15 protein-coding genes and 1 pseudogene are annotated in these 19,050 nt (G+C 66.7%); 9 read left to right on the top strand and 7 right to left on the bottom strand.

Annotated elements, in window-relative coordinates; genetic code table 11:
• Positions 1 to 52 precede the first annotated feature (52 nt).
• The gene (gene typA, locus FHR21_RS04770) at positions 53 to 1,885 is read left to right on the top strand and encodes a translational GTPase TypA (RefSeq protein WP_184095878.1); all 1,833 of its coding nucleotides are present in this window, start codon (positions 53 to 55) and stop codon (positions 1,883 to 1,885) included.
• A 21-nt stretch (positions 1,886 to 1,906) separates the two neighbouring features.
• Here the strand turns inward: typA and FHR21_RS04775 are convergent, their stop codons facing one another.
• Entirely contained in the window at positions 1,907 to 2,920 is a 1,014-nt protein-coding gene (locus tag FHR21_RS04775) for a pyridoxamine 5'-phosphate oxidase family protein (protein WP_221235007.1), read from the bottom strand.
• 113 nt (positions 2,921 to 3,033) lie between these two features.
• Between FHR21_RS04775 and FHR21_RS04780 the strand changes: the two genes are divergently transcribed.
• Both FHR21_RS04780 and FHR21_RS04785 read left to right on the top strand, forming a co-directional pair.
• Positions 3,034 to 3,522 carry a hypothetical protein gene (locus FHR21_RS04780; protein ID WP_184095880.1) on the top strand — a complete coding sequence of 163 codons (489 nt, stop codon included), beginning with the start codon at positions 3,034 to 3,036 and terminating at the stop codon, positions 3,520 to 3,522.
• Positions 3,519 to 4,334: a ferredoxin--NADP reductase gene (locus FHR21_RS04785; RefSeq protein ID WP_184095883.1), complete on the top strand. Its 816-nt coding sequence runs from the start codon at positions 3,519 to 3,521 to the stop codon at positions 4,332 to 4,334. The genes FHR21_RS04780 and FHR21_RS04785 overlap by 4 nt, the downstream gene beginning before the upstream one ends.
• A 51-nt stretch (positions 4,335 to 4,385) precedes the next feature.
• On the opposite strand, the gene FHR21_RS04790 is transcribed toward FHR21_RS04785, so the two are convergent.
• From FHR21_RS04790 to ku, 3 genes are all read right to left on the bottom strand, one after another.
• Entirely contained in the window at positions 4,386 to 7,040 is a 2,655-nt protein-coding gene (locus tag FHR21_RS04790; RefSeq protein WP_184095884.1) for a TonB-dependent receptor, read from the bottom strand.
• A gap of 202 nt (positions 7,041 to 7,242) precedes the next feature.
• Positions 7,243 to 9,762 carry a DNA ligase D gene (gene ligD / locus FHR21_RS04795; protein WP_184095886.1) on the bottom strand — a complete coding sequence of 840 codons (2,520 nt, stop codon included), beginning with the start codon at positions 9,760 to 9,762 and terminating at the stop codon, positions 7,243 to 7,245.
• A gap of 1 nt (position 9,763) precedes the next feature.
• A complete protein-coding gene (gene ku, locus FHR21_RS04800; RefSeq protein WP_184095888.1) occupies positions 9,764 to 10,636 on the bottom strand; it encodes a non-homologous end joining protein Ku in 873 nt (290 codons plus the stop codon).
• Positions 10,637 to 10,804: 168 nt separating this feature from the next.
• Between ku and FHR21_RS04805 the strand changes: the two genes are divergently transcribed.
• Both FHR21_RS04805 and FHR21_RS04810 read left to right on the top strand, forming a co-directional pair.
• On the top strand, positions 10,805 to 11,275 hold the full coding sequence (locus FHR21_RS04805) for a hemerythrin domain-containing protein (protein WP_184095890.1): 471 nt from the start codon (positions 10,805 to 10,807) through the stop codon (positions 11,273 to 11,275).
• A gap of 51 nt (positions 11,276 to 11,326) precedes the next feature.
• Entirely contained in the window at positions 11,327 to 11,599 is a 273-nt protein-coding gene (locus FHR21_RS04810) for a DUF3297 family protein (RefSeq protein WP_184095892.1), read from the top strand.
• Between the two features lie 10 nt (positions 11,600 to 11,609).
• On the opposite strand, the gene FHR21_RS04815 is transcribed toward FHR21_RS04810, so the two are convergent.
• The 3 genes from FHR21_RS04815 to FHR21_RS04825 form a co-directional block, all read right to left on the bottom strand.
• Positions 11,610 to 12,179 carry a CHAP domain-containing protein gene (locus FHR21_RS04815; RefSeq protein WP_184095894.1) on the bottom strand — a complete coding sequence of 190 codons (570 nt, stop codon included), beginning with the start codon at positions 12,177 to 12,179 and terminating at the stop codon, positions 11,610 to 11,612.
• 169 nt (positions 12,180 to 12,348) lie between these two features.
• Positions 12,349 to 14,661: a putative bifunctional diguanylate cyclase/phosphodiesterase gene (locus tag FHR21_RS04820; protein ID WP_338113065.1), complete on the bottom strand. Its 2,313-nt coding sequence runs from the start codon at positions 14,659 to 14,661 to the stop codon at positions 12,349 to 12,351.
• A 267-nt stretch (positions 14,662 to 14,928) separates the two neighbouring features.
• A complete protein-coding gene (locus FHR21_RS04825; protein WP_184095899.1) occupies positions 14,929 to 16,680 on the bottom strand; it encodes a fatty acyl-AMP ligase in 1,752 nt (583 codons plus the stop codon).
• A gap of 181 nt (positions 16,681 to 16,861) precedes the next feature.
• On the opposite strand from FHR21_RS04825, the gene FHR21_RS04830 reads away from it, so the two are divergent.
• From FHR21_RS04830 to FHR21_RS20810, 4 genes and pseudogenes are all read left to right on the top strand, one after another.
• A complete protein-coding gene (locus FHR21_RS04830) occupies positions 16,862 to 17,425 on the top strand; it encodes a regulatory protein RecX (RefSeq protein WP_184095901.1) in 564 nt (187 codons plus the stop codon).
• Positions 17,426 to 17,628: 203 nt separating this feature from the next.
• Positions 17,629 to 18,069 (top strand): DUF192 domain-containing protein, encoded by a 441-nt coding sequence (locus FHR21_RS04835; protein ID WP_246427063.1) that lies wholly within the window; start codon positions 17,629 to 17,631, stop codon positions 18,067 to 18,069.
• Between the two features lie 158 nt (positions 18,070 to 18,227).
• Positions 18,228 to 18,614: an NADH:ubiquinone oxidoreductase subunit NDUFA12 gene (locus FHR21_RS04840; protein WP_184095904.1), complete on the top strand. Its 387-nt coding sequence runs from the start codon at positions 18,228 to 18,230 to the stop codon at positions 18,612 to 18,614.
• A gap of 236 nt (positions 18,615 to 18,850) precedes the next feature.
• Positions 18,851 to 19,021, top strand: a pseudogene (locus tag FHR21_RS20810) (DUF2155 domain-containing protein); the annotation flags it as partial.
• Positions 19,022 to 19,050: the final 29 nt, after the last annotated feature.

Here is a 19,050-nt window from a genome sequence, read left to right on the forward strand (position 1 = left end):
GCGCCGCCGAAGTGCGGCGCAGCGCCGCCATACCCCCGTTAAGGTATTCCAGATGTCATTGCGTAATATCGCCATTATCGCGCACGTCGATCATGGCAAGACAACCCTTGTCGACCAGCTTTTTCGCCAGTCGGGAACCTTCCGTGACAATCAGCGCGTCGAGGAACGCGCGATGGATTCGGGCGATCTCGAAAAGGAACGCGGGATCACCATCCTCGCCAAATGCACCTCGGTCGAATGGGGCGAGGGTGCGGACACGACGCGGATCAACATCGTCGACACGCCGGGTCACGCCGACTTCGGCGGCGAGGTCGAGCGCATCCTGTCGATGGTCGACGGCGTCATCCTGCTCGTCGATGCCGCCGAGGGCCCGATGCCGCAGACCAAGTTCGTCACCGGCAAGGCGCTGGCGCTCGGCCTGCGTCCGATCGTCGTTGTCAACAAGATCGACCGCAGCGACGCGCGCCCGGCCGAAGTGCTCGACGAGGTGTTCGAATTGTTCCTGACGCTCGATGCGAGCGACGAGCAACTCGATTTCCCGATCCTCTATGCCTCGGGCCGCTCAGGTTTCGCCTCGCCGGACCCCGACGCACGTGACGGCGACTTCAAGCCGCTGTTCGAAACGATCGTGGGGCATGTTCCCGCGCCGGGGCTCGACCCCGATGGCCCGTTCAGTTTCCTCGCGACGCTGCTCGACCGCGACAATTTCATCGGCCGCGTGCTCACCGGCCGCGTCCAGTCGGGAACCGTCAAGGTCAACCAGCCGATCCATGCGCTTGACGCGGATGGCAAGGTGATCGAGACCGGTCGCGCCTCGAAGCTGCTCGCGTTTCGCGGGCTCGACCGGGTGCCGGTCGACGAAGCGCGCGCGGGCGACATCGTCGCGATCGCGGGGCTGACCAACGCGACCGTCGCCAACACCATCGCCGACCCGAGCGTGAGCGAGCCGATCGCCGCGCAGCCGATCGATCCGCCAACGCTGTCGATGCGCTTCGCGGTCAATGATTCGCCGATGGCGGGCCGCGAGGGCAGCAAGGTCACGAGCCGCATGATCCGCGACCGGCTGCTGCGTGAGGCGGAGACCAACGTTGCGATCCGCATCACCGAAAGCGCCGACAAGGACAGTTTCGAGGTCGCGGGGCGCGGCGAGCTTCAGCTCGGCGTGCTGATCGAGACGATGCGCCGCGAGGGTTTCGAACTCGGCATCAGCCGCCCCCGTGTCCTCTATCGCGAGGACGAGAGCGGCGCGCGCACCGAACCCTATGAAACCGTCGTCATCGACGTCGACGACGAGCATTCGGGCACGGTCGTCGAGAAAATGCAGATCCGCAAGGCCGAGCTGACCGACATGCGCCCGTCGGGCGGCGGCAAGACGCGCATCACCTTCAGCGGCCCGTCGCGCGGCCTGATCGGCTATCACGGCGAATTCCTGTCCGACACCCGCGGCACCGGCATCATGAACCGCTTGTTCGAGAAATACGGCCCTTACAAGGGCAGCATCGAGGGCCGCAAGAATGGCGTCCTGATCTCGAACGGCGCGGGCGAGGCTGTTGCTTATGCGCTCGGCCCACTCGAAGAACGCGGCATTCTCTTCGTCTCGCCCGGCGAGGCGCTCTATGAGGGGATGATCATCGGCGAGAATGCGAAGCCCGACGACCTCGAGGTCAACCCGATGAAGTCGAAGCAGCTCACCAACTTCCGCTCGACAGGCAAGGACGATGCGATCCGCCTGACCCCGCCGCGGCGCATGACGCTGGAACAGGCGATCGCCTATATCGACGACGACGAGATGGTCGAGGTCACGCCGGCGAACATCCGTCTGAGGAAGGCGATCCTCGACCCGCATGAGCGTAAGAAGGCGGCACGAAAGAAGGACGCGGCATAGGGCGGCCGGCGGAGCGCGCCGTTAGTAGAGATTGTCGTTGTAATCCTTGTCGAGCCCCTTCTGCATCAGGCCGGGGACCGACACGAGCGCGTCGGCGACGCGGGCGGCGAGCCCCTTGTTCTTGTTGAGGCGGACATGGTCGGCGAAGATCTTCGCCGGGCGGATGTCCGCCGGCGCGGGGGCGGCGGGCCAGAGTCGCGCGCGGGCGAGGGCGGGGCTGGCGCGGCGCTCGACCGCGAGATCGGTGACATGGGTCGCGAGCAGCGGCGTCTTGTCCTGCACGGCGAAGGCGGCGCGCGCCGCCGCATCGGTCGTGGCGCGTGCGCGGCCGCGAATCAGCAAAATCTCGTCGGTGCCGGGGACGAGCAGGGCCGCCGCGATACGCGGCTGGGCGACGATGTTGCGCAGGCCGTCGGCGCGGCGGTTGCCCGGCCGCTCGGCGAACCAGAGGTCGCCCGCCGCGTCGAGCCGCACCATCGACCCCGCGGGATCGCCTTTGGGACTGATGTCGGCGGCCCCGTGCGGATCGACGGTCGCGAGTGCCATGAAGCGGGTCGCGGCGGCGAAGGCGGCGGCATCGCCGGCGGGCGCGGCGCCTGGCTCCGCCTGCCAGAAGGCGGAACGGATCAGCGCCTTCGCGCAATGAGCATAGCAGTCGGCGATGGCGATATGGGCCTCGCCGCCTGTCATTGCCTCGACACGGCCGTTGATGCGCAATGTCTCGCCGATGCCCGGGATCAGGAGGAGCGAGGCGAAGGGGCGCCCCGGCTCCAGCAGATCGGGATCGTCGAATGCCGCGCACGGGATCGACAGCGTGGCGGGATCGGCGCGCGCGAAACCCGGCGCGCCGCCCGCCAGCGTCACCGTCAGCGCGTCCGCATCGCCGACCCCGGCGAACAGCAGCGGCGCGGCGGCCAGCCAGCGGCGGGCGCCGGTGTCGGCATGGTCGATGACCTTCAGGTTCACGGCGGGCGGCGTCTTGCCGATCGCCGCCTCAAGCGCCGCGATGCTGTCGATATCGGCCGCGTCCACCATGTCCTGCTCCCTCGCTTCTTCGTCTTTCGGTGAAGCGTCCTTTTCCTCTTAGCAAGTCAATCTATAATTGCAAATGAATCGCAATAGAATGTAAGGGGCTGACGCGCGGCGTCTTGACCGCACCCCGCCCGCAGGAGAAGATCATGTATGCTTTCGTCGATCGCCCGGTGGAAAGCCTGTGCGACGGCGGACGCTTCCTGCTCTGGGCGATGCGCGGCTGGACGCTGACGGCCGCGCGCGGCCGCTGTCCGCCGCAGGCGCTGCATCGCGGCTTCGCGGGGCTCGGCGCGGTGTCCGCACTGCCCGATTTCCACGTCGCGCTGGCGCTGCTCGCGAGCGACGCGCGGACGCCGCTGGTGCTGAAGTCCATGGCCTGCCCACGCGTCGGTGAGGACGAGGCAGTGCTGCTCGGCCTGTGGCGCGCGGTGGGTGGCGGCGATGCGGCGGGCGCCCGCGCGACGCTCGCGCTGGTGGTCGCGGACGGCGCCGCCGGTCCCATCCTCGCCGCGCTCACCGCCGCCGCCGCGCACCTCGACGTCGCCGGATATGATTTGTCCGGCCTTGCTCCTCTCTCCTCCAGATTGTCAGGAAATACCCTATGAGCGATCGCATCGCCGCCGCCTCGAAACTTGCCCCGTCCGCCTCGCTGACTGTCGAGACGGTGCTGCGGGTGCGGCACTGGAACGACCATCTGTTCAGCTTCGCGATCACCCGTCCGCCGAGCTTCCGTTTCCGGTCGGGCGAGTTCGTGATGATCGGCCTGCCCGGCGAGGGGCGGCCGCTGCTGCGCGCCTATTCGATCGCCAGCCCCGCCTATGCTGACGAGTTGGAATTCCTCTCGATCAAGGTGCCCGACGGCCCGCTGACCTCACGGCTGCAGGGAATCGCTCCCGGCGACCCCCTCTATCTCGGGCGCAAGCCGACGGGGACGCTGGTCGCTGACGCGCTGCTGCCCGGCCGGCGCTTGTTCCTGCTCTCGACGGGCACGGGGCTCGCGCCCTTCCTGAGCCTCGCTCGCGATCCCGACATCTATGAGCGCTTCAACGAGATCGTGCTCGTCCATTGCGTGCGGCAGGTCGGCGATCTCGCCTGGCGCGAGGAACTGGAAAGCCAGCTTGCCGGCGATCCGCTGGTCCAGGACCAGGCGCTGCTGCAGTTCCACTATCTGCCGACGGTGACGCGCGAGGCGTTCCGCACCGAGGGGCGGATCGACGCGCTGATCGACGACGGGCGTCTCTTTGCCCGCCCGCTGACCGGCCCTGCGTATTTCGACCCGGCGAGCGACCGCATCATGCTGTGCGGCAGCATGGCGATGATCCGCGATCTGCAGGCGCGCCTTCAGGCGCTAGGTTTTCGCGAAGGATCGAACGCGGCGCCGGGCGACTTCGTCATCGAGCGTGCGTTCGTCGGATAGGAAAGGCGGTCGCTCCGGATCGCCCACGGGGCGACTCGGAACGACGGTGCATCAGAAGCGGAGGCGGGCTCCGACGTAGAATTGGCGGCCATTGTCGTAGATCGCGCGCGGGCGGGTCGTCGTGCCCGAATATTGTACGATCTTTTCGTTGGTCAGATTGATGGCATCCGCGGTCAGCGCGATATTGTCGGTGAGCTGGACGCTGAACGACGCGTCGAGCGATTCGGTCGCGGCCTGGTTGAGCGATGCCGCGCGGTCGATGTTGATGAAGAATTTCGACCGGTAATTATAGGACAGTCGCGCGCTGAGCAGATCGTCCTCATAGAAGCCGGTCAGGTTGAGCGCATGCTTCGAATTGCCGGGGATGGGGTCGCCATTGTCGGCCTTGGCATTCGAATAGGTGTAGTTGGCGAGGATGCCGAACCCGCCCCAGATCGGCCGCGAGACCTGCAATTCGATGCCCTTGTTGGTACCGCCGGGGCCGTTGACCGGCCGGTTGACGACATAGGGGCAGTCGTAAAGGCCGGTTTCGCCCGTCGGAGTGCAGCTTGCGGGCTGCGTGCCGGGCAGGAACTGGCCGGGGAAGACCTCGGTCGTGCTGCCGTTGACGACGTAGGAGATGATGTCCTTGTAATAGAGCGCGAGCGCGACGATCGTCTCGCGGTCGGGATACCATTCGATCGACATATCATATTGATTGGCGCGAAAGGGCTGCAGATCGGGGTTGCCGCCGGTCGCGGTCAGCGTGGTGCCGTTGAGGTTGATGCCCGGGGCGATCTGCGCGAAATTGGCGCGCGCGACCGTCCGTCCGGCGGCGAAGCGGGCGACCAGATCATCGGTCACGTTGACGCGCAGGTTCACGCTGGGCAGCACGTCGGTATAGGCCGACTTGACCGTCAGCGGCGTATAGTCGCCGAAGGGGCTTTCGTTGGTCGGGGCCGGACCGCCGAGAATATTGCCCGAGGCGGTCTGTTCGGTGCGGATCACGCGGACGCCGACATTGGCGTCCCAGCCCTGGCCGCCCAGCTTGGCCATCGCATAGCCGCCATAGGTCTTTTCGTTGACCTGGAAGGTCGAGCCCGGAACTACATAGCGGGTGCGGTTTGCGGCCGGCTGGGCGCGGAAGATCGATTCGAGCGCGGCGCGATCGACCGTCCAATAATCGGTCAGCGTGTCCGGCTGGGCGATATTGTCGAGGAAATCATCAGGCGTCGTCCCGCCCACGAAATCAGCGGCGGTGCAGGGCGCCGCGCCGCAGGCGAGCGGCAGAAAGGCGCCCCCGTCGGTGCTCATCCACAGCGACCCGCGGTCGTGATCGGTATATTTGACACCGAACTTCAGCGCCTGCACCGGGCCCCATTCGACGCCGTGCTGATAATCGAGATAGGCATATTTCTCTTCGTCATCGCTCTGCACCGTCGGCAGGCGCGCGAAGTCGATGAGCATGCCGGCGGGCGAGGTCGGGTCGGGGCTGGTGAAGGAAACCTGCGGCGCGCGGCCGCGCAAGTCATAGCTGAACGAGCCCGGCGCCGCGGTTTCGAGGAAATATTCGTTGACGGTGTCGCCGTTGGCGCGCGTCCAGCCCGCCTTGACGTGCAGGAAGCTGTTGTCGCCGCTGTGCCAGGTCAGGTCGAAATCGCCGGCCATCGTCTCGGCATAGGCCTCGCGCGCGATCGCGTCATAGACCACCGCCCGGCTGCCCGGCAGCGAGGTGACGGTCCCCGCGACGACTGTGTCGTCGACCACCGTCGCATCGGTCAGCGCGCCGCCATCGCCAAGCGCGCGATCGGGCCAGGCGAGATAGTTCTGGTTGAAATTGTCGGCGTTGAACCGGGAATAGAGGCCGGTGACGTTGATCTCGATCGCGTCGCTCGGCCGGAACTGGAGGCCGATATTGGCGCCGTAGCGCTCGCGTTCCTGGGTGAAGAGCGGCGAGCCGATCAGCGTCGGCACCCCATTGGTGCCCGCCGCGCCGCCGGGGGTCGAATAACCGAGCACCTCGATGCCGTCGCGGCGCGTCTGGCGCTTCTGATAAATGCCGCCGATCAGGATACCGAAGGTCTCGGCCGCATTCTTCCAGCTCACCATGCCCGAAAGCTGGGGATCGACGGCGTCGGCGCGGTCGGCGTAGACGAGCTGGGCTGACGCGGAGAGGGAGAAGGGATCGAGGTCGAGCGGGTTGCGCGTATGGACGTTGATCGTCCCGCCGACGCCGCCTTCCTCGACATCCGCCTGCGGGCTCTTGTACACCTCGATCCGGCCGACGATCTCGGCGGGCAGGGTCAGATAGTTGAAGCTGCGGGTCGAATCGAGCTGGTCGAGGATGAACCAGTCGGCGGTCGCGATTGCGTGGCCGTTGACCAGCGTCTTGGTCAGGTTGGGCGCGGTGCCGCGCAGCGACACGCGCTCGCCCTCGCCGAACTCGCGATTGACGACGATGCCGGGTACGCGCTGAAGCGCCTCGGCGACATTCTTGTCGGGAAATTTGCCGATATCTTCCGCGCTGATGACGTCGGCGATCACATCCGAATCGCGCTTGGCCTCGATCGACTGACGGAGCGCACCGCGAATGCCGGTGACGACGATTTCGGAATCGGCGCTGTCGGCCTCTGGCGCTGTCGGCCCATCCTGGGCCTGCGCGGGGACCGCCGCCAGGAGCATGGTGAAGGCGCTCGCCGACGCCATCATACGTATTGTATTGGTCATGTCGCTCTCCCTTTTTGTCGCACTATTTATATTTGGCTGATTTACGTGAGAAAAATATAATTTCTGCGGCGCGCGTCAAGAGATTTTCCGCGCCCTCTTCGGCGAGGGTGCGAAGCTTCGGTTTTTATTGGTTCTTTATTGGTATTGATAGAGGGGATAATGGATGAGGTTCGCCACGCGGCGATGAGGCGTGCCTTCGACTCTAGAAATCGGGCAGCGTCTGGTTCGCGAAACCCCAACCCCTGAGTTCGGCGCTCGCGGCGCGGTCCAGGAGGTCATCGGCGTCGGCGATCGTCCAGTGACCGGGGCTGTCGATGTCGGCGAGCGCATCCCAGCCGGTCGGCGTGGCAACGGGCGCGCCTTTCCGGGCGCGCGCGGAGTAGGGCATGATCGCGGTGCTGCCGCGCTGGTTGCGTAGCCAGTCGATGAAGATCTTGCCCTTGCGCTTCGCCTTGCTCATCGTCGCGGTGAAGCGGTCGGGTTCGGCGATGCTCAGCGCCTCGGCGAAGCGTTTGGAGAAATCCTTGTGCGCGTCCCAGTCGTGACCGGGATCGAGCGGCACGACGATGTGCACGCCCTTGCCGCCCGAGAGCATCGCGAAGCTGACGAGCCCGATATCGGCGAGTTGGCGCCTCAGGTCGGCGGCCGCCTTCTTGACGTCGGCGAAATTCAGCCCTTCGTCGGGGTCGAGGTCGAAAACCATGCGATCGGGCTTTTCGACCGCGTCGACGTGGCTGCCCCAGCCGTGGAATTCGATCGTGCCCATCTGGACGCAGGCGAGGATGCCGTTCGCATCCTCGACATAGAGATAATCCTCGACCCCGCCGTCCTTCTCGCGGATCGGAACATGGTGGACATGATCGCCGAAGCTGCCCGAATCATGCTTCTGGAAGAAGCATTGCTTGGCGCGCCCCTGCGGGCAGCGGACGAGGCTGACCGGGCGTCGCGCCATGTACGGAAGCATGATCGGCGCGACCGCGGCATAATAGTCGGTGAGGTCGCCCTTGGTCGCTTTGGTTTCGGGAAAGATCACGCGGCTGCGATTGCTGATCACCACGTCGGTAGTGGGTGCGGGAGCCGCCTCGCGGATTTCGGGAGTCACGTTCCTGGCCTCCTTGTCGGCGCGCAGGCCGACGAAGCTTGCATGGCGGACCGAGCCGCTGGCGGTATATTCCGCAAAGGCGATTTCGGCGACGAGGTCGGGCTTCAGCCAGCGGACATGGCGCGCCGCGGCCGGCTCGACCGCGAGCGGGGCCGTCTTGCGCGCACGGCTCTCGAACTTGCTTGCGAGCATCGCCATCGTGTCGGCGTCGAAGCCGGTGCCGACATTGCCCTTGTAGACAAGCGCGCCGTCCTCGTGCTGGGCGAGGAGTAGCGAGGCGAAGGGGCGCGCCTTCGCCGACGAAGGCTTCCAGCCGACCAGGACGAACTCCTGGCGGCGGGTGCATTTGACCTTCACCCAGCTACGCGTGCGGCGACCCACATAGGCGGCGTCGGCGCGTTTCGAGATGATGCCCTCCTGCGCCGCGCCGCATAACGCGTCATAGAGGCGCTCGCCGGCGCCGATGACATGGTCGGCGACGGCGATTGGCGGCGCGGCGTCGCGCAGCAGCGCTTCCAGCCGCTCCTTGCGTTCGAGATTGCCGAGTTTGACGAGCGATTTCCTGTCCCGTTCGAGCAGGTCGAAGGCGAAGAAATGAAGCTCGGTCTTCGCATCCTGCGCGCCGTGACCGCGCTTGAGCACGGCCTGGAGCGCGGAGAAATCGGGATTGCCCCGCGCGTCATAGGCCACGATCTCGCCGTCGATCAGGCAGGGAGGCAGGCCGAGCGCTGCGATGCGTTCGGCGAGCGGCGCGAATTTGTCGGTCCAGTCGAGGCCGCTGCGGGTGTAGACGACGACCGCGCGCCCCGCCGCGGCGACGAGCGCGCGGTAGCCGTCATATTTGATCTCGTGGAACCAGTCGTTGCCGCTGGGTACCGCATCGACGAGGGTCGCGAGCTGGAGCGGGCGGAATTTGGGCGGCTTGCCCTTCGGCGCGGCGGTCCGGGCGATCTTTTCATTATGCGTCGCGGCCGCCTTCATCTTCTTTGCAAAGGCGGCGCCCTTCGCGCCCTTCAGCGACTGTTCGCCGCCCGCGTCGCCGGCGATCTCGGCCATGGTGCGGCCCGTGAGGACGCTGGTGAGGTGGCGGCCGGTCAGTTCGTCGCTGCCGCCGGCATAGGCGTCGTCGATCTTTCGCAGCAGCCAGTTCTCGCGCTTTTCGCCGGGGCGCGGCTTCATGCGGACGAGCAGCCATTCGCCTTTCATCCGCTCGCCGTCGAGGGTGAAATGCAGGTGGCCCTTCTCGATGTCCTTCGCGCTTTTGTCTTCGACCGGCGCCCAGGTGCCGCGGTCCCACAGCATCACCGTGCCGCCGCCATATTCGCCTTTGGGGATCGCGCCCTCGAAATCGGCATAGGCCATCGGATGATCCTCGGTCCGCACCGCGAGGCGCTTGTCGGCGGGGTCGGCGCTCGGCCCCTTGGTCACCGCCCAGCTCTTGAGCACGCCGTCCGCTTCGAGCCGGAAATCGTAATGGAGCCGTGTTGCGTCATGCTTCTGGACGATGAAGCGATGCCGTGTCTGACGTTTCTCGCCTTTCGCGACCTCGCCCGCGGGTTCGGGGGTCAGCTTGAAATCGCGCTTCTTCCTATATTGGGCGAGGGGGTCGGCGCTGGCCACGTCACGCGCGCTTCCTGGCCGGCGTCTTCCTTGCGGGCGTCTTCTTCGCTGGGGGCTTCTTCTTCGCGGTGGCGGGCTTCTTCTTGCCCTCGACCGACGCGCGGAGCGCCGCCATCAGGTCGATGACGTTCGATCCGGTGCCGATGTCGGCGGGTTCCTCGACATCCTCCAGCACGCGCTTGCCCTTGGCCTTCGCCTTCTTGGCGATCACGCGCTTCAGCGCGTCGACATAATGATTGTGATAGTCCGCGGCGTCGAACGTGCCGGTCTTCTTGTCGATCAGAGTCTCGGCGAGGTCGAGCAGGTCGACGTCGGGCTTCGTGGTGCCAATGTCGCGGAAATAGCCCGCCGCCCTGTTCACTTCGTCGGCGTAGCGCAGCACTTCGAGGACGAGGCCCTTGCCGCAGGGGCGCAAAGCCACGAGTTGTTCCTGCCCGCGCAGCGCGAGCTGACCGAGTCCGACCTTGTGCGTGCGCTTCAGCGCCTCGCGCAGGACGATATAGGCCTCCTCGGCCAGTTCGTCGGCGGGGACGACGTAATAGGGCTTCTCATAATAGAGGATGTCGATCTCTCCCTTGTCGACGAACTGGACGAGTTCGAGCGTATGCTTGCTCTTCAGCTTGACCGCCTCGATCTCCTCTTCGTCGAGCAGGACGTAATTGCCCTTCGACAGCTCGTAACCCTTGACGATGTCATCGCGGTCGATCGGGCCGATGCCGGGAACGACCTTTTCATATTTGATCGGCTTGCCGCTCGGCTCGTGAATCTGGCGGAAGCTGATGCTCGCGCCCGACCGGGTCGCGGGATAGATTTCAACGGGGATCGACACCAGCGCGAGCCGGATCTGCCCCTTCCAATAGGCGCGCGCGGCCATCCTATGTCCTTTCGCTGTCGTCCGGAGTCCAAATGATCGGATGCGCCGCCGGGTTCCCGGCCGGATGGAATCAGGCGGCTTCGTTTACGGTAGTTTCATGGCCGCGCCGCTATAGGCGGCGGCGAGGGGCCGCTCGCATCGGGAACGCCATTGCAGATGGGACCGGAAATGCGCCGGCTGCGTGCCGAGCATAGCGACCTGGCGATGCTGGGGAAGGCGATGTGCGCTCTGGTTGCGGCGCCCGAGCCACCGCCCAATGATGAGATCGAGGCGCTGCGCGCACGCCTGCGCGACACGCTGGTCCGTCATCTGAAATGCGAGGATTGGGCGCTCTATCCGCGTCTCGCCGCAAGCGGCGACCCGGCGCTGGCCGAGCTAGCGAGCCGGTTCGCGGCAGAGGTCGGCGGAATCGGCCTGCGTTTCGCCGAATATGACGCTGATTGGTCCTCCGAGCGGGTCGCTGCCGACTGGCCCCGCTTTTGCGATGCCAGCCGCGGGATGATCGAGGAACTGGCCGGGCGGATCGTACGCGAGGAACGCGACCTCTATCCGGCTGCGGAGGCGCTGGGCGACATCGGGCCGCCCGCGGCTCGCCGGATGCTTCTCCGCGCCGGAGCCGACGACACGACCGACGCTTGATTTGCGATCTCCGCTCGCCTAGCCGCGCAGCAGAGATTTGGAGATCAACCCATGACCGATACGCCGCCCGACCATCTGTCGACCAACCCGCGCTCGCCCCATTTCGACATGGAGGTGCTGCAGCGCGGCATCGGCATTCGTTTCAAGGGCAAGGAACGCACCGACGTCGAGGAATATTCGATCTCGGAAGGCTGGATTCGTGTCGCCGCAGGCAAGTCGAAGGACCGTTTCGGTCAGCCGATGACGATCAAGCTGTCGGGCGAGGTCGAGGCCTGGTTCGAGGATGCCGCAGGCGAGGATTCCGAAGGCGGCGAGGAAGCCTGATCCGTAAGCCCTAATTGCCCAGCGACGCCGCGACCAGTTCGAGGCCGTTGCCGGGCTTCCAGTCGTTCTTCGCCCACACCGGTTCGTCATAGCCGGGCCGCGGATTGTCACCGCCGGCGTTGGGGTAGATGAAGCCCTGCACCGGATTGGTGCGGGTGCCGAGGTCGCCGATCGGGGCGTACCAGACGCGCACGAGGCTCCAGTCGCCGGCGTCGCTGACATCGACAACGCGGACGTTGCGTTCGATCTGGCCGCGACGGCCGTGGATCGGCGACCAGTTGGAATGGCTGATCAGGATTTCGCGATCGCCGACGATCTTTTCGACCACCGCGACATGGCCCAGCGGCATACCGCGCGTTCCGGCGAAGGCCATCACCGCGCCTTCGCGGGGTTCCTGGCCGCGGTCGTAGTCGCCCGCTGCCTGCGCCCACCAGGTCTTGGCATTGCCGTATATTTCGATGCCCGTTTCGGCGCGGGCGAAGGGAACGCACTGAAGCGCCGCGGCCGGCGTGCTGGTCATCAGGCCCGCGAGCATCAGCAAGGATGCGGCGGCGGCACCGAAAAAGCGACGAACGGGCATGAAAGGCGACCCCCCATTGGCTTGTCTTCAAGCGTTGGAGGCTGTTTGCGCGTGGTCGCTGGAAGCCGCCAGCCACCGCGCGACGAACCGCTGGATCGCTGCGGTGGGCTGTGGAACCTTTTGTTAAGCGTCTCTTTTCGTCGTGCGGGTGGGGCAGGTCGTCGTTGATTCACGCCGCAGCGCAGGGAAGTGAGTCGGGAGGACGGAAGAGAGCGAGGACGTCGCTCGCGGGCATCGGCCGGCCGTAATAATAGCCCTGGATATTGCTGCAGCCCAAGGTACGGATCGTTTCGACCTCGAGTTCGGTCTCGGCGCCCTCGGCAGTCGTCGACATGCCCAGGCTGTCGGCGAGCGCGACGACGGCGCGGATGATCGCGATCGATTCGGTTGCGCCTTTCGCTGCCCCGACGACGAAGGTGCGGTCGACCTTGATCGTCGAGAACTGTGTCTTCCTGAGATAGCCGAGCGACGAATAGCCGGTGCCGAAATCGTCGAGGCTGAGCCGGATTCCGAGCGCGATGAGCTGGTCGAGCAGTTGTGCTGCGCCGCCGCCGTCGCGCAGAAAAACGCTTTCGGTCACCTCGATTTCGAGCCTTTGCGGCGGGAGTCCGCTCTGCGCGAGTGCCGAGACGACGACGGCGGCGAAATTGGGGTCGGTAAGCTGTTCGGCCGAGACGTTGATCGCGACCTTCAGGTTCGAGGGCCAGCGCATCGCTTCGGCGCAGGCGGTGCGTAGCACCCATTCGCCGATCGGCGCGATCAGGCGGCTGTCCTCGGCGAGCGGGATGAAGCGGCCGGGCGAGACATTGCCGAGCGTCTGGTTGGTCCAGCGGATCAGCGCCTCGAAGCCGTTCAAGGTGCCGTCCTCGGCGGTGACGACGGGCTGATAGTAAAGCTCGAACTCGCCGCGGTCGAGCGCGCCGCGCAGTTCCTGTTCCATCACGCGCCGTTCCTCGGCCTGGGCGTGGAGCGAGGGGACATAGGGGGCGACGACGTTGCCGCCCTTGTCCTTCGACTTGTAGAGCGCGAGATCGGCGTTGCGGGTCAGCGTCTCGACCGTCGCGCCGTCCTGCGGCCCCATCGCATAGCCGACGCTGGCGCCGACGAAGAGCTGGTGGTTGTCGACGACATAGGGGCGGCTGAGGGTCGCGATGATGCGGTGGGCGAGGTCCTCGGCCTCCTTGGCGTCCTGCACATTGGGCAGCACGACGGCGAATTCGTCGCCGCCGAGACGGCCGCAGGTCATGCCCGGTTCCATCATGCTCTTGAGCCGCGCCGCGACCTGCGCGAGCAGCTTGTCGCCGACCGGATGGCCGAGCGTATCGTTGACCGCCTTGAAGCGGTCGAGGTCGAGGATCATCAGTGCGCAGCGCGTCTTTGCCTCGGTCGCGTGGCCGAGCGCACGGCCGAGATTTTCGGTGAGGTGGAGCCGGTTCGGCAGGCCGGTCAGATTGTCGAAGCGCGCCATGCGGGCAATCTGCTCGGCCGAGGCGCGCTGTTCGGTGACGTCGGAGCCGACGCCGCGGAAACCCAGATATTTGCCCTGGTCGTCGAGCCGCGGCGAAGCCGACAGCTCCCACCAGCGCGGCTTGCCGCCGATCGTCACCGGCACGATCAGGTTCGAAAAGCTCTCGCGCCGCTTCATCCGCTCGGCCATGTCGTGCAGCGTCTTGGGAAACTGCCCCGTCTCCCACGCATCGCCAGCCAGCGCCTGGAGCAGCGGCAGGCCTTCCAGCGCCTCGGCGGACGAGCCGAGCGCATAGGCGAGGCGCGGCGAGACATGGATCAGGCGGCGGGCATTGTCGGTCTGCCACAGCCAGTCGGCCGAGGTTTCCTCGAACTCGCGGAGCAGCAGGCTGACCGTCTCGCTCTTTTCGTGCAGCACCTCTTCGGCGCGGCGGAAGCGGATATAGCTTTGCGCAAAGCGCAGCGAAAAGGCACAGAGCAGCAGCCCCGCGACAAGCGCCACCCCCGCGAGCTGCGGTGCGCCGCCCCGAATCAGCGCGATTGCCGCCGACAGGCTGACCGGCACGATGAAGAGGAGGCAGGTGGAGGGAACGCTGTGTGCGATCATCGCGAGGGTGAGCATCATCAGCAGGGCGATCGCCCACATGGCGAGGCTGTGATCGAGCCCCGGCGCACCGCCCTGGAGCCAGAAAGGCAGGATCCACAGCACCGCGGAGGCGAAGGCGTGGCGATTGCACATGTGGAATTCGGCGCCGCCCTGCAGCTTCGGATCGCCGAGCGGCAGTTTCGCGAAGGCGCGATAGGAAAGGAGGCCGAACAGCAGCATCACGGCCAGCCAGCCGGACGCGACCGGCAGCGCGACGCGCGTCGTGATCATGGTGAAGGCGGCGACGAACGCCATGCCGATCCCCATCGACAGGCGCAGTGATCCCTTGCCGCGAAGCGGTGCGAGCTGGAGCTGGCGGAGATCGCCGATGTCTTCCTGATGTGCCCCCAGCCCCAACAGGGTCCGCACGGAAACGTCATCGGCCGGTCGAGGATCGATCAGCAGGCTTTTCACGACAGCCTGTCTAGCGGCGCGGGGTTACCCGAAGGTAACTACGCTGCCGGTTTGCGCGGTGGCTCTTGTGCCGGAGCGGGACGGATTCGGGGCATTCGGTCGGGACGGACCTCGCTGTCCCCGTCACCTTGAACTTGATGGGATGCACACCGGGCCGAGGGAGCCCGCCGGTCCCCGGCGAAAGCCGGGGTCCCTATGGCGCATCCGAGAGGAAGGGCGTACCTATGCCGCGATGGCGAAGGGCTGGATCTCGCCCGCCAGATATTGGGCGCGCGCCTTCGAACGGCTGAGCTTGCCCGAGCTGGTGCGCGGCAGGGTGCGCGGCGGGATCAGCTCGACGAGGCAGTTCATGCCGGTGATCGCGCGGACGCGGTCGCGGATCGCCTCGCGCAGCGCGGCGCGCTCGGCGTCGTCGCTGGTGCGGCACTGGACGAGCACAGCCGGCGTTTCCTCGCCGCCCGGCGCGGTGATCGCGAAGGCGGCGATGTCGCCCGATTTGAAACCGGGGAGCTGCTCGACCGCCCATTCGATATCCTGCGGCCAGTGGTTCTTGCCGTTGATGATGATCATGTCCTTGGCGCGGCCAACGATATAGAGATAGCCGCCCGACATATAGCCCATGTCGCCGGTATCGAGCCAACCGTCCGCCATGCAGGCGGCGGTCGCGTCGGGGTCGCGGTAATAGCCGGTCATCAGTGACGGGCCGGTGCACCAGACCTTGCCGACCGTCTGATCGGACAGGACGTTGCCGCTCTCGTCGCGGACCTCGACCGTCATGTCGCGGACCGGGCGGCCGCAATTGACGATCGCGCGGTATCGGGTCGGCCGGTCGGCGTCGCCGGCGGCGCCCGACAGCTCGGTTTCCTCGACCAGCTCGACGACGATGCCTTCGCCCGGCGGCATGATGCTGACCGCGAGGGTCGCTTCGGCCAGGCCGTAGCTCGGCAGGAAGGCGCTGGCCTGGAAGCCGGCTTCGGCGAAGGCGTCGACGAAGCTTTGCATCACGTCGGGGCGGATCATGTCGGCGCCGTTGCCGGCGACGCGCCAGCGCGACAGGTCGAAGCGCTCGGCGACATTGGTCTGGCTGGAGATACGGCGCGCGCAGATGTCGTAGCCGAAGGTCGGCGAATAGCTCAATGTCGTGCCCTGGTTGCGGCTGATGAGGTCGAGCCAGGCGAGCGGGCGGCGGGCGAAATCCTCGGTCTTGAGATAGTCGACCGACACCTGGTTGGCGACCGGAGACAGGAAGCAGCCGACCAGCCCCATGTCATGATACCAGGGCAGCCACGAGACGCAGCGGTCGCTGTCGCGCAGGTGCATGCCGTGCGCGTGGGCGGCGAGATTGTTGAGCAGCGCGGCGTGGGTGACCGCGACGCCGTGCGGGAAACGGGTCGATCCGCTGCTGTACTGAAGATAGCAGGTCGCGTCGGACTCTTGCTTCGGCAGCGCCGCGACGGGGGCGGCGCGCGTTTCGAACGTGCTCCAGTCGACGGGGGTGACGCCCTTCGCCTCGGCCGCCTCGGTCGCCATGGCGGCGATCTCGGGCGGGAAGAAGAGCATGACCGGATCGCAGCTCGAAAGCTGGACGGTGAGCTGGCCGACATAGGATTCGCGGCCGCCGAAGCTGGTCGGCAACGGCAGCGGCACCGGCCAGGCGCCGGCGTGGATGGTGCCGAAGAACAGCGCGGCGAATTCGGGGCCGGTCTCGGCGATCAGCGCGATGCGGTCGCCGGGCTGCACGCCGGCGGCGATCAGGCGATAGGCGGCAAGCAGCGCATCGTCGCGCAGTTCGCGATAGCTGTAGGCGCGTACGAGGCGTCCGCGCGGATCGTGAAAATTGAGCCCGCGGCTGCCCTGCGCGGCATAGTCGAGCGCTTCGCCGACGGTAGCGAAGTCGGAGAAGCGGCGCGGCTGCGCGCATTCGGTGGGCGTGGGGACGAGTCCGTCCGGTGCGACGTTGTTTTTTTCGGTCATAGGGGGGGCAAAGTCCCGGGAAGCGGGGTGCGCGGCAACAAGCATGTCATCTTTCGGGTCCATGGTTGCGCTCGGCGATCCCTTGCAAGTGGAACAAATCGGCCCTTTTCGGACCTCGATGGCCCGATATGGCGGCGCTGGTCGTTCTCAATCGGGCCCGACTGTGGCATAAACATGGCATATGAGGTCTCGCCACGCTCTGTCCGACCGCCGGAAAAAGCCGTTGGACGCGGCGCGGCTCGATGAGCTGGCGCTCGCCTATGTGGCGCGCTTCGCGACGAGCCGCGCCAAATTGGCGCGCTACCTGTCTCGAAAGATAGGCGAATCCGACTGGATCGACGAGGCGGACGCCATGACGTCGTGCGAGGCGGTGGTCGCGAAGATGGACCGGCTGGGTTTCGTCGACGATCGCCAATATGCGACGATGCGCGGGGCGTCGATGACGCGGCGCGGGCTCGGCGCGCGGCGGGTTCGGGCGCAGCTTCGCGTCGACGGGATCGACGAGGGCGATGCCGGGGAAGCGGTCGAGAGCGCCGAGGCATCGGCGACGGCGTCGGCGCTCGGCTTTGCGCGGCGGCGGCGGTTCGGGCCGTTCGCCAAGGCGCCGGCCCTGGACCCCGCGCAGCGCGAACGGCAGATCGCAGCCTTCGTGCGCGCCGGCCATGCGCCCGCCCTCGCGCGGCGCGTGCTGGCGCTGACCGCCGACGAGGCGGCGGCGCTGGACGGCGAACCGGGTGTGGATTAGGCCGAATTGGCTCGGCTATTTCCTGTCTCGTCACCCCGGATCAAGTCCGGGGTGACGAGACAAGAAAAATCACGCTTCTGCTTTCAAGCTGCGCCATCACCCCGGGCTGTTGGCGCATTTGCAAGCCCCGTGATCCCCTTCTATTCATCCCTCCGGGATCGAGTCCGGTTTTTCGGGAAGGGGAGATGGGGATGCGCGCGTTGATGACCGGTTTCGCTCTGGTGCTGGCTGTCCCGCTCGTCGGCTGCGCGGGCGGTTCGGAGGCGCAGGCGCCGGCGCGCACGGTGGTCAGCATCGCCGCCGACGGCCAGACCCACCGCTTCGACGTCGAAGTCGCGCGCAGCGAGGAGGCGCAGCAGAAGGGGCTGATGTTCCGCACCGAGCTGCCGAAGGATGGCGGCATGCTCTTTCCCTTCGCCAAGCCCAAGATCGCGAGCTTCTGGATGAAGAACACGCTGATCCCGCTCGACATGATCTTCATCCGCAGCGACGGCAGCATCGACCGCATCGCGGAGAACACCATCCCCGAATCGCTGGAACCGGTGGTCAGCGGCGGCGAGGTGGCGGCGGTGCTTGAGCTTGCCGGCGGCACCGCGGCGCGGCTCGACCTCGACGAGGATGCGACGGTGACGTGGAAGGATTGAGGGGTGGAAACACGCCGGATCGACCCAAACCGTAGCCCTGAGCCTGTCGAAGGGCGCTTATCCGAGAAGCGCCCTTCGACAGGCTCAGGGCTACGGGGTCGGCTGCAAGCTGTTTCGCGCTTGCGAAGCGCGGGGGCTTGCCTGTAAACGCGGCGGCCATGAGCATCCTCGGCAAGATCTTCACCTGGTGGGACGGCGCGACCGTCGGCACGCTGCTGAACAGTTGGCGCCACGGCCGGCAAGTGGGCGAGGACGCCCTCGGCAACCGTTATTTCATGTCGCGCGACGGCAAGCGGCGCTGGGTGCTCTACAAGGGATCGAACGACGCGAGCCGCGTGCCGCCCGAATGGCATGGCTGGCTGCACCGCACGCTCGACGCGCTGCCGACCGACGCGCTGCCCGCGCCGCGCGCGTGGGAGCGGGAGCCGACGCCGAACCTGACCGGCAGCCTCGGCGCCTATCGTCCCGCGGGCGCTCTCGAACGCGGCGGCCGCCGCGCCGCCGCGACCGGCGATTACGAGGCCTGGCGGCCCGGCGCCGAGTGAGCTGCCGGGTGCCGCGCCCGCTGCCCCTGATCCTGACCGCGCTGCTGGCGGCCACCGCGCTCGCCGGCTGCGATCGCGCCGGAAGCGGCGGCAAGAAGGCGGACGCCCCCGACGCCGCGCGCGCCGCGGACGTGCCGCAGGAAGTCGGCGGCATCGAGGGCGCAACCCCGATGGCCGAGCGCGTCGCGGTGCTGGGCCTGCTTAACAAGCGCAACGGGCTGGTGCGCGAGCTGGAGATGAAGCCCGGCGAATCGGCGCGCGTCGGCCGTGCGATCGTGCGGCTGCGCGCCTGCGAGCAGACCGCGCCGTGGGAGGACCCGCCCGAGACCGGCGCCTTCGTGCAATTGACGGTGCAGGATCAGCGCGACGACAAATGGTATCGTGTTTTTTCGGGCTGGATCTTCAAGGAACGGCCCGAGCGCAATGTCATCGAACA

The sequence above is a fragment of the Sphingopyxis panaciterrulae genome, from assembly GCF_014199295.1.
In the GTDB taxonomy this organism is placed as follows: domain Bacteria; phylum Pseudomonadota; class Alphaproteobacteria; order Sphingomonadales; family Sphingomonadaceae; genus Sphingopyxis; species Sphingopyxis panaciterrulae.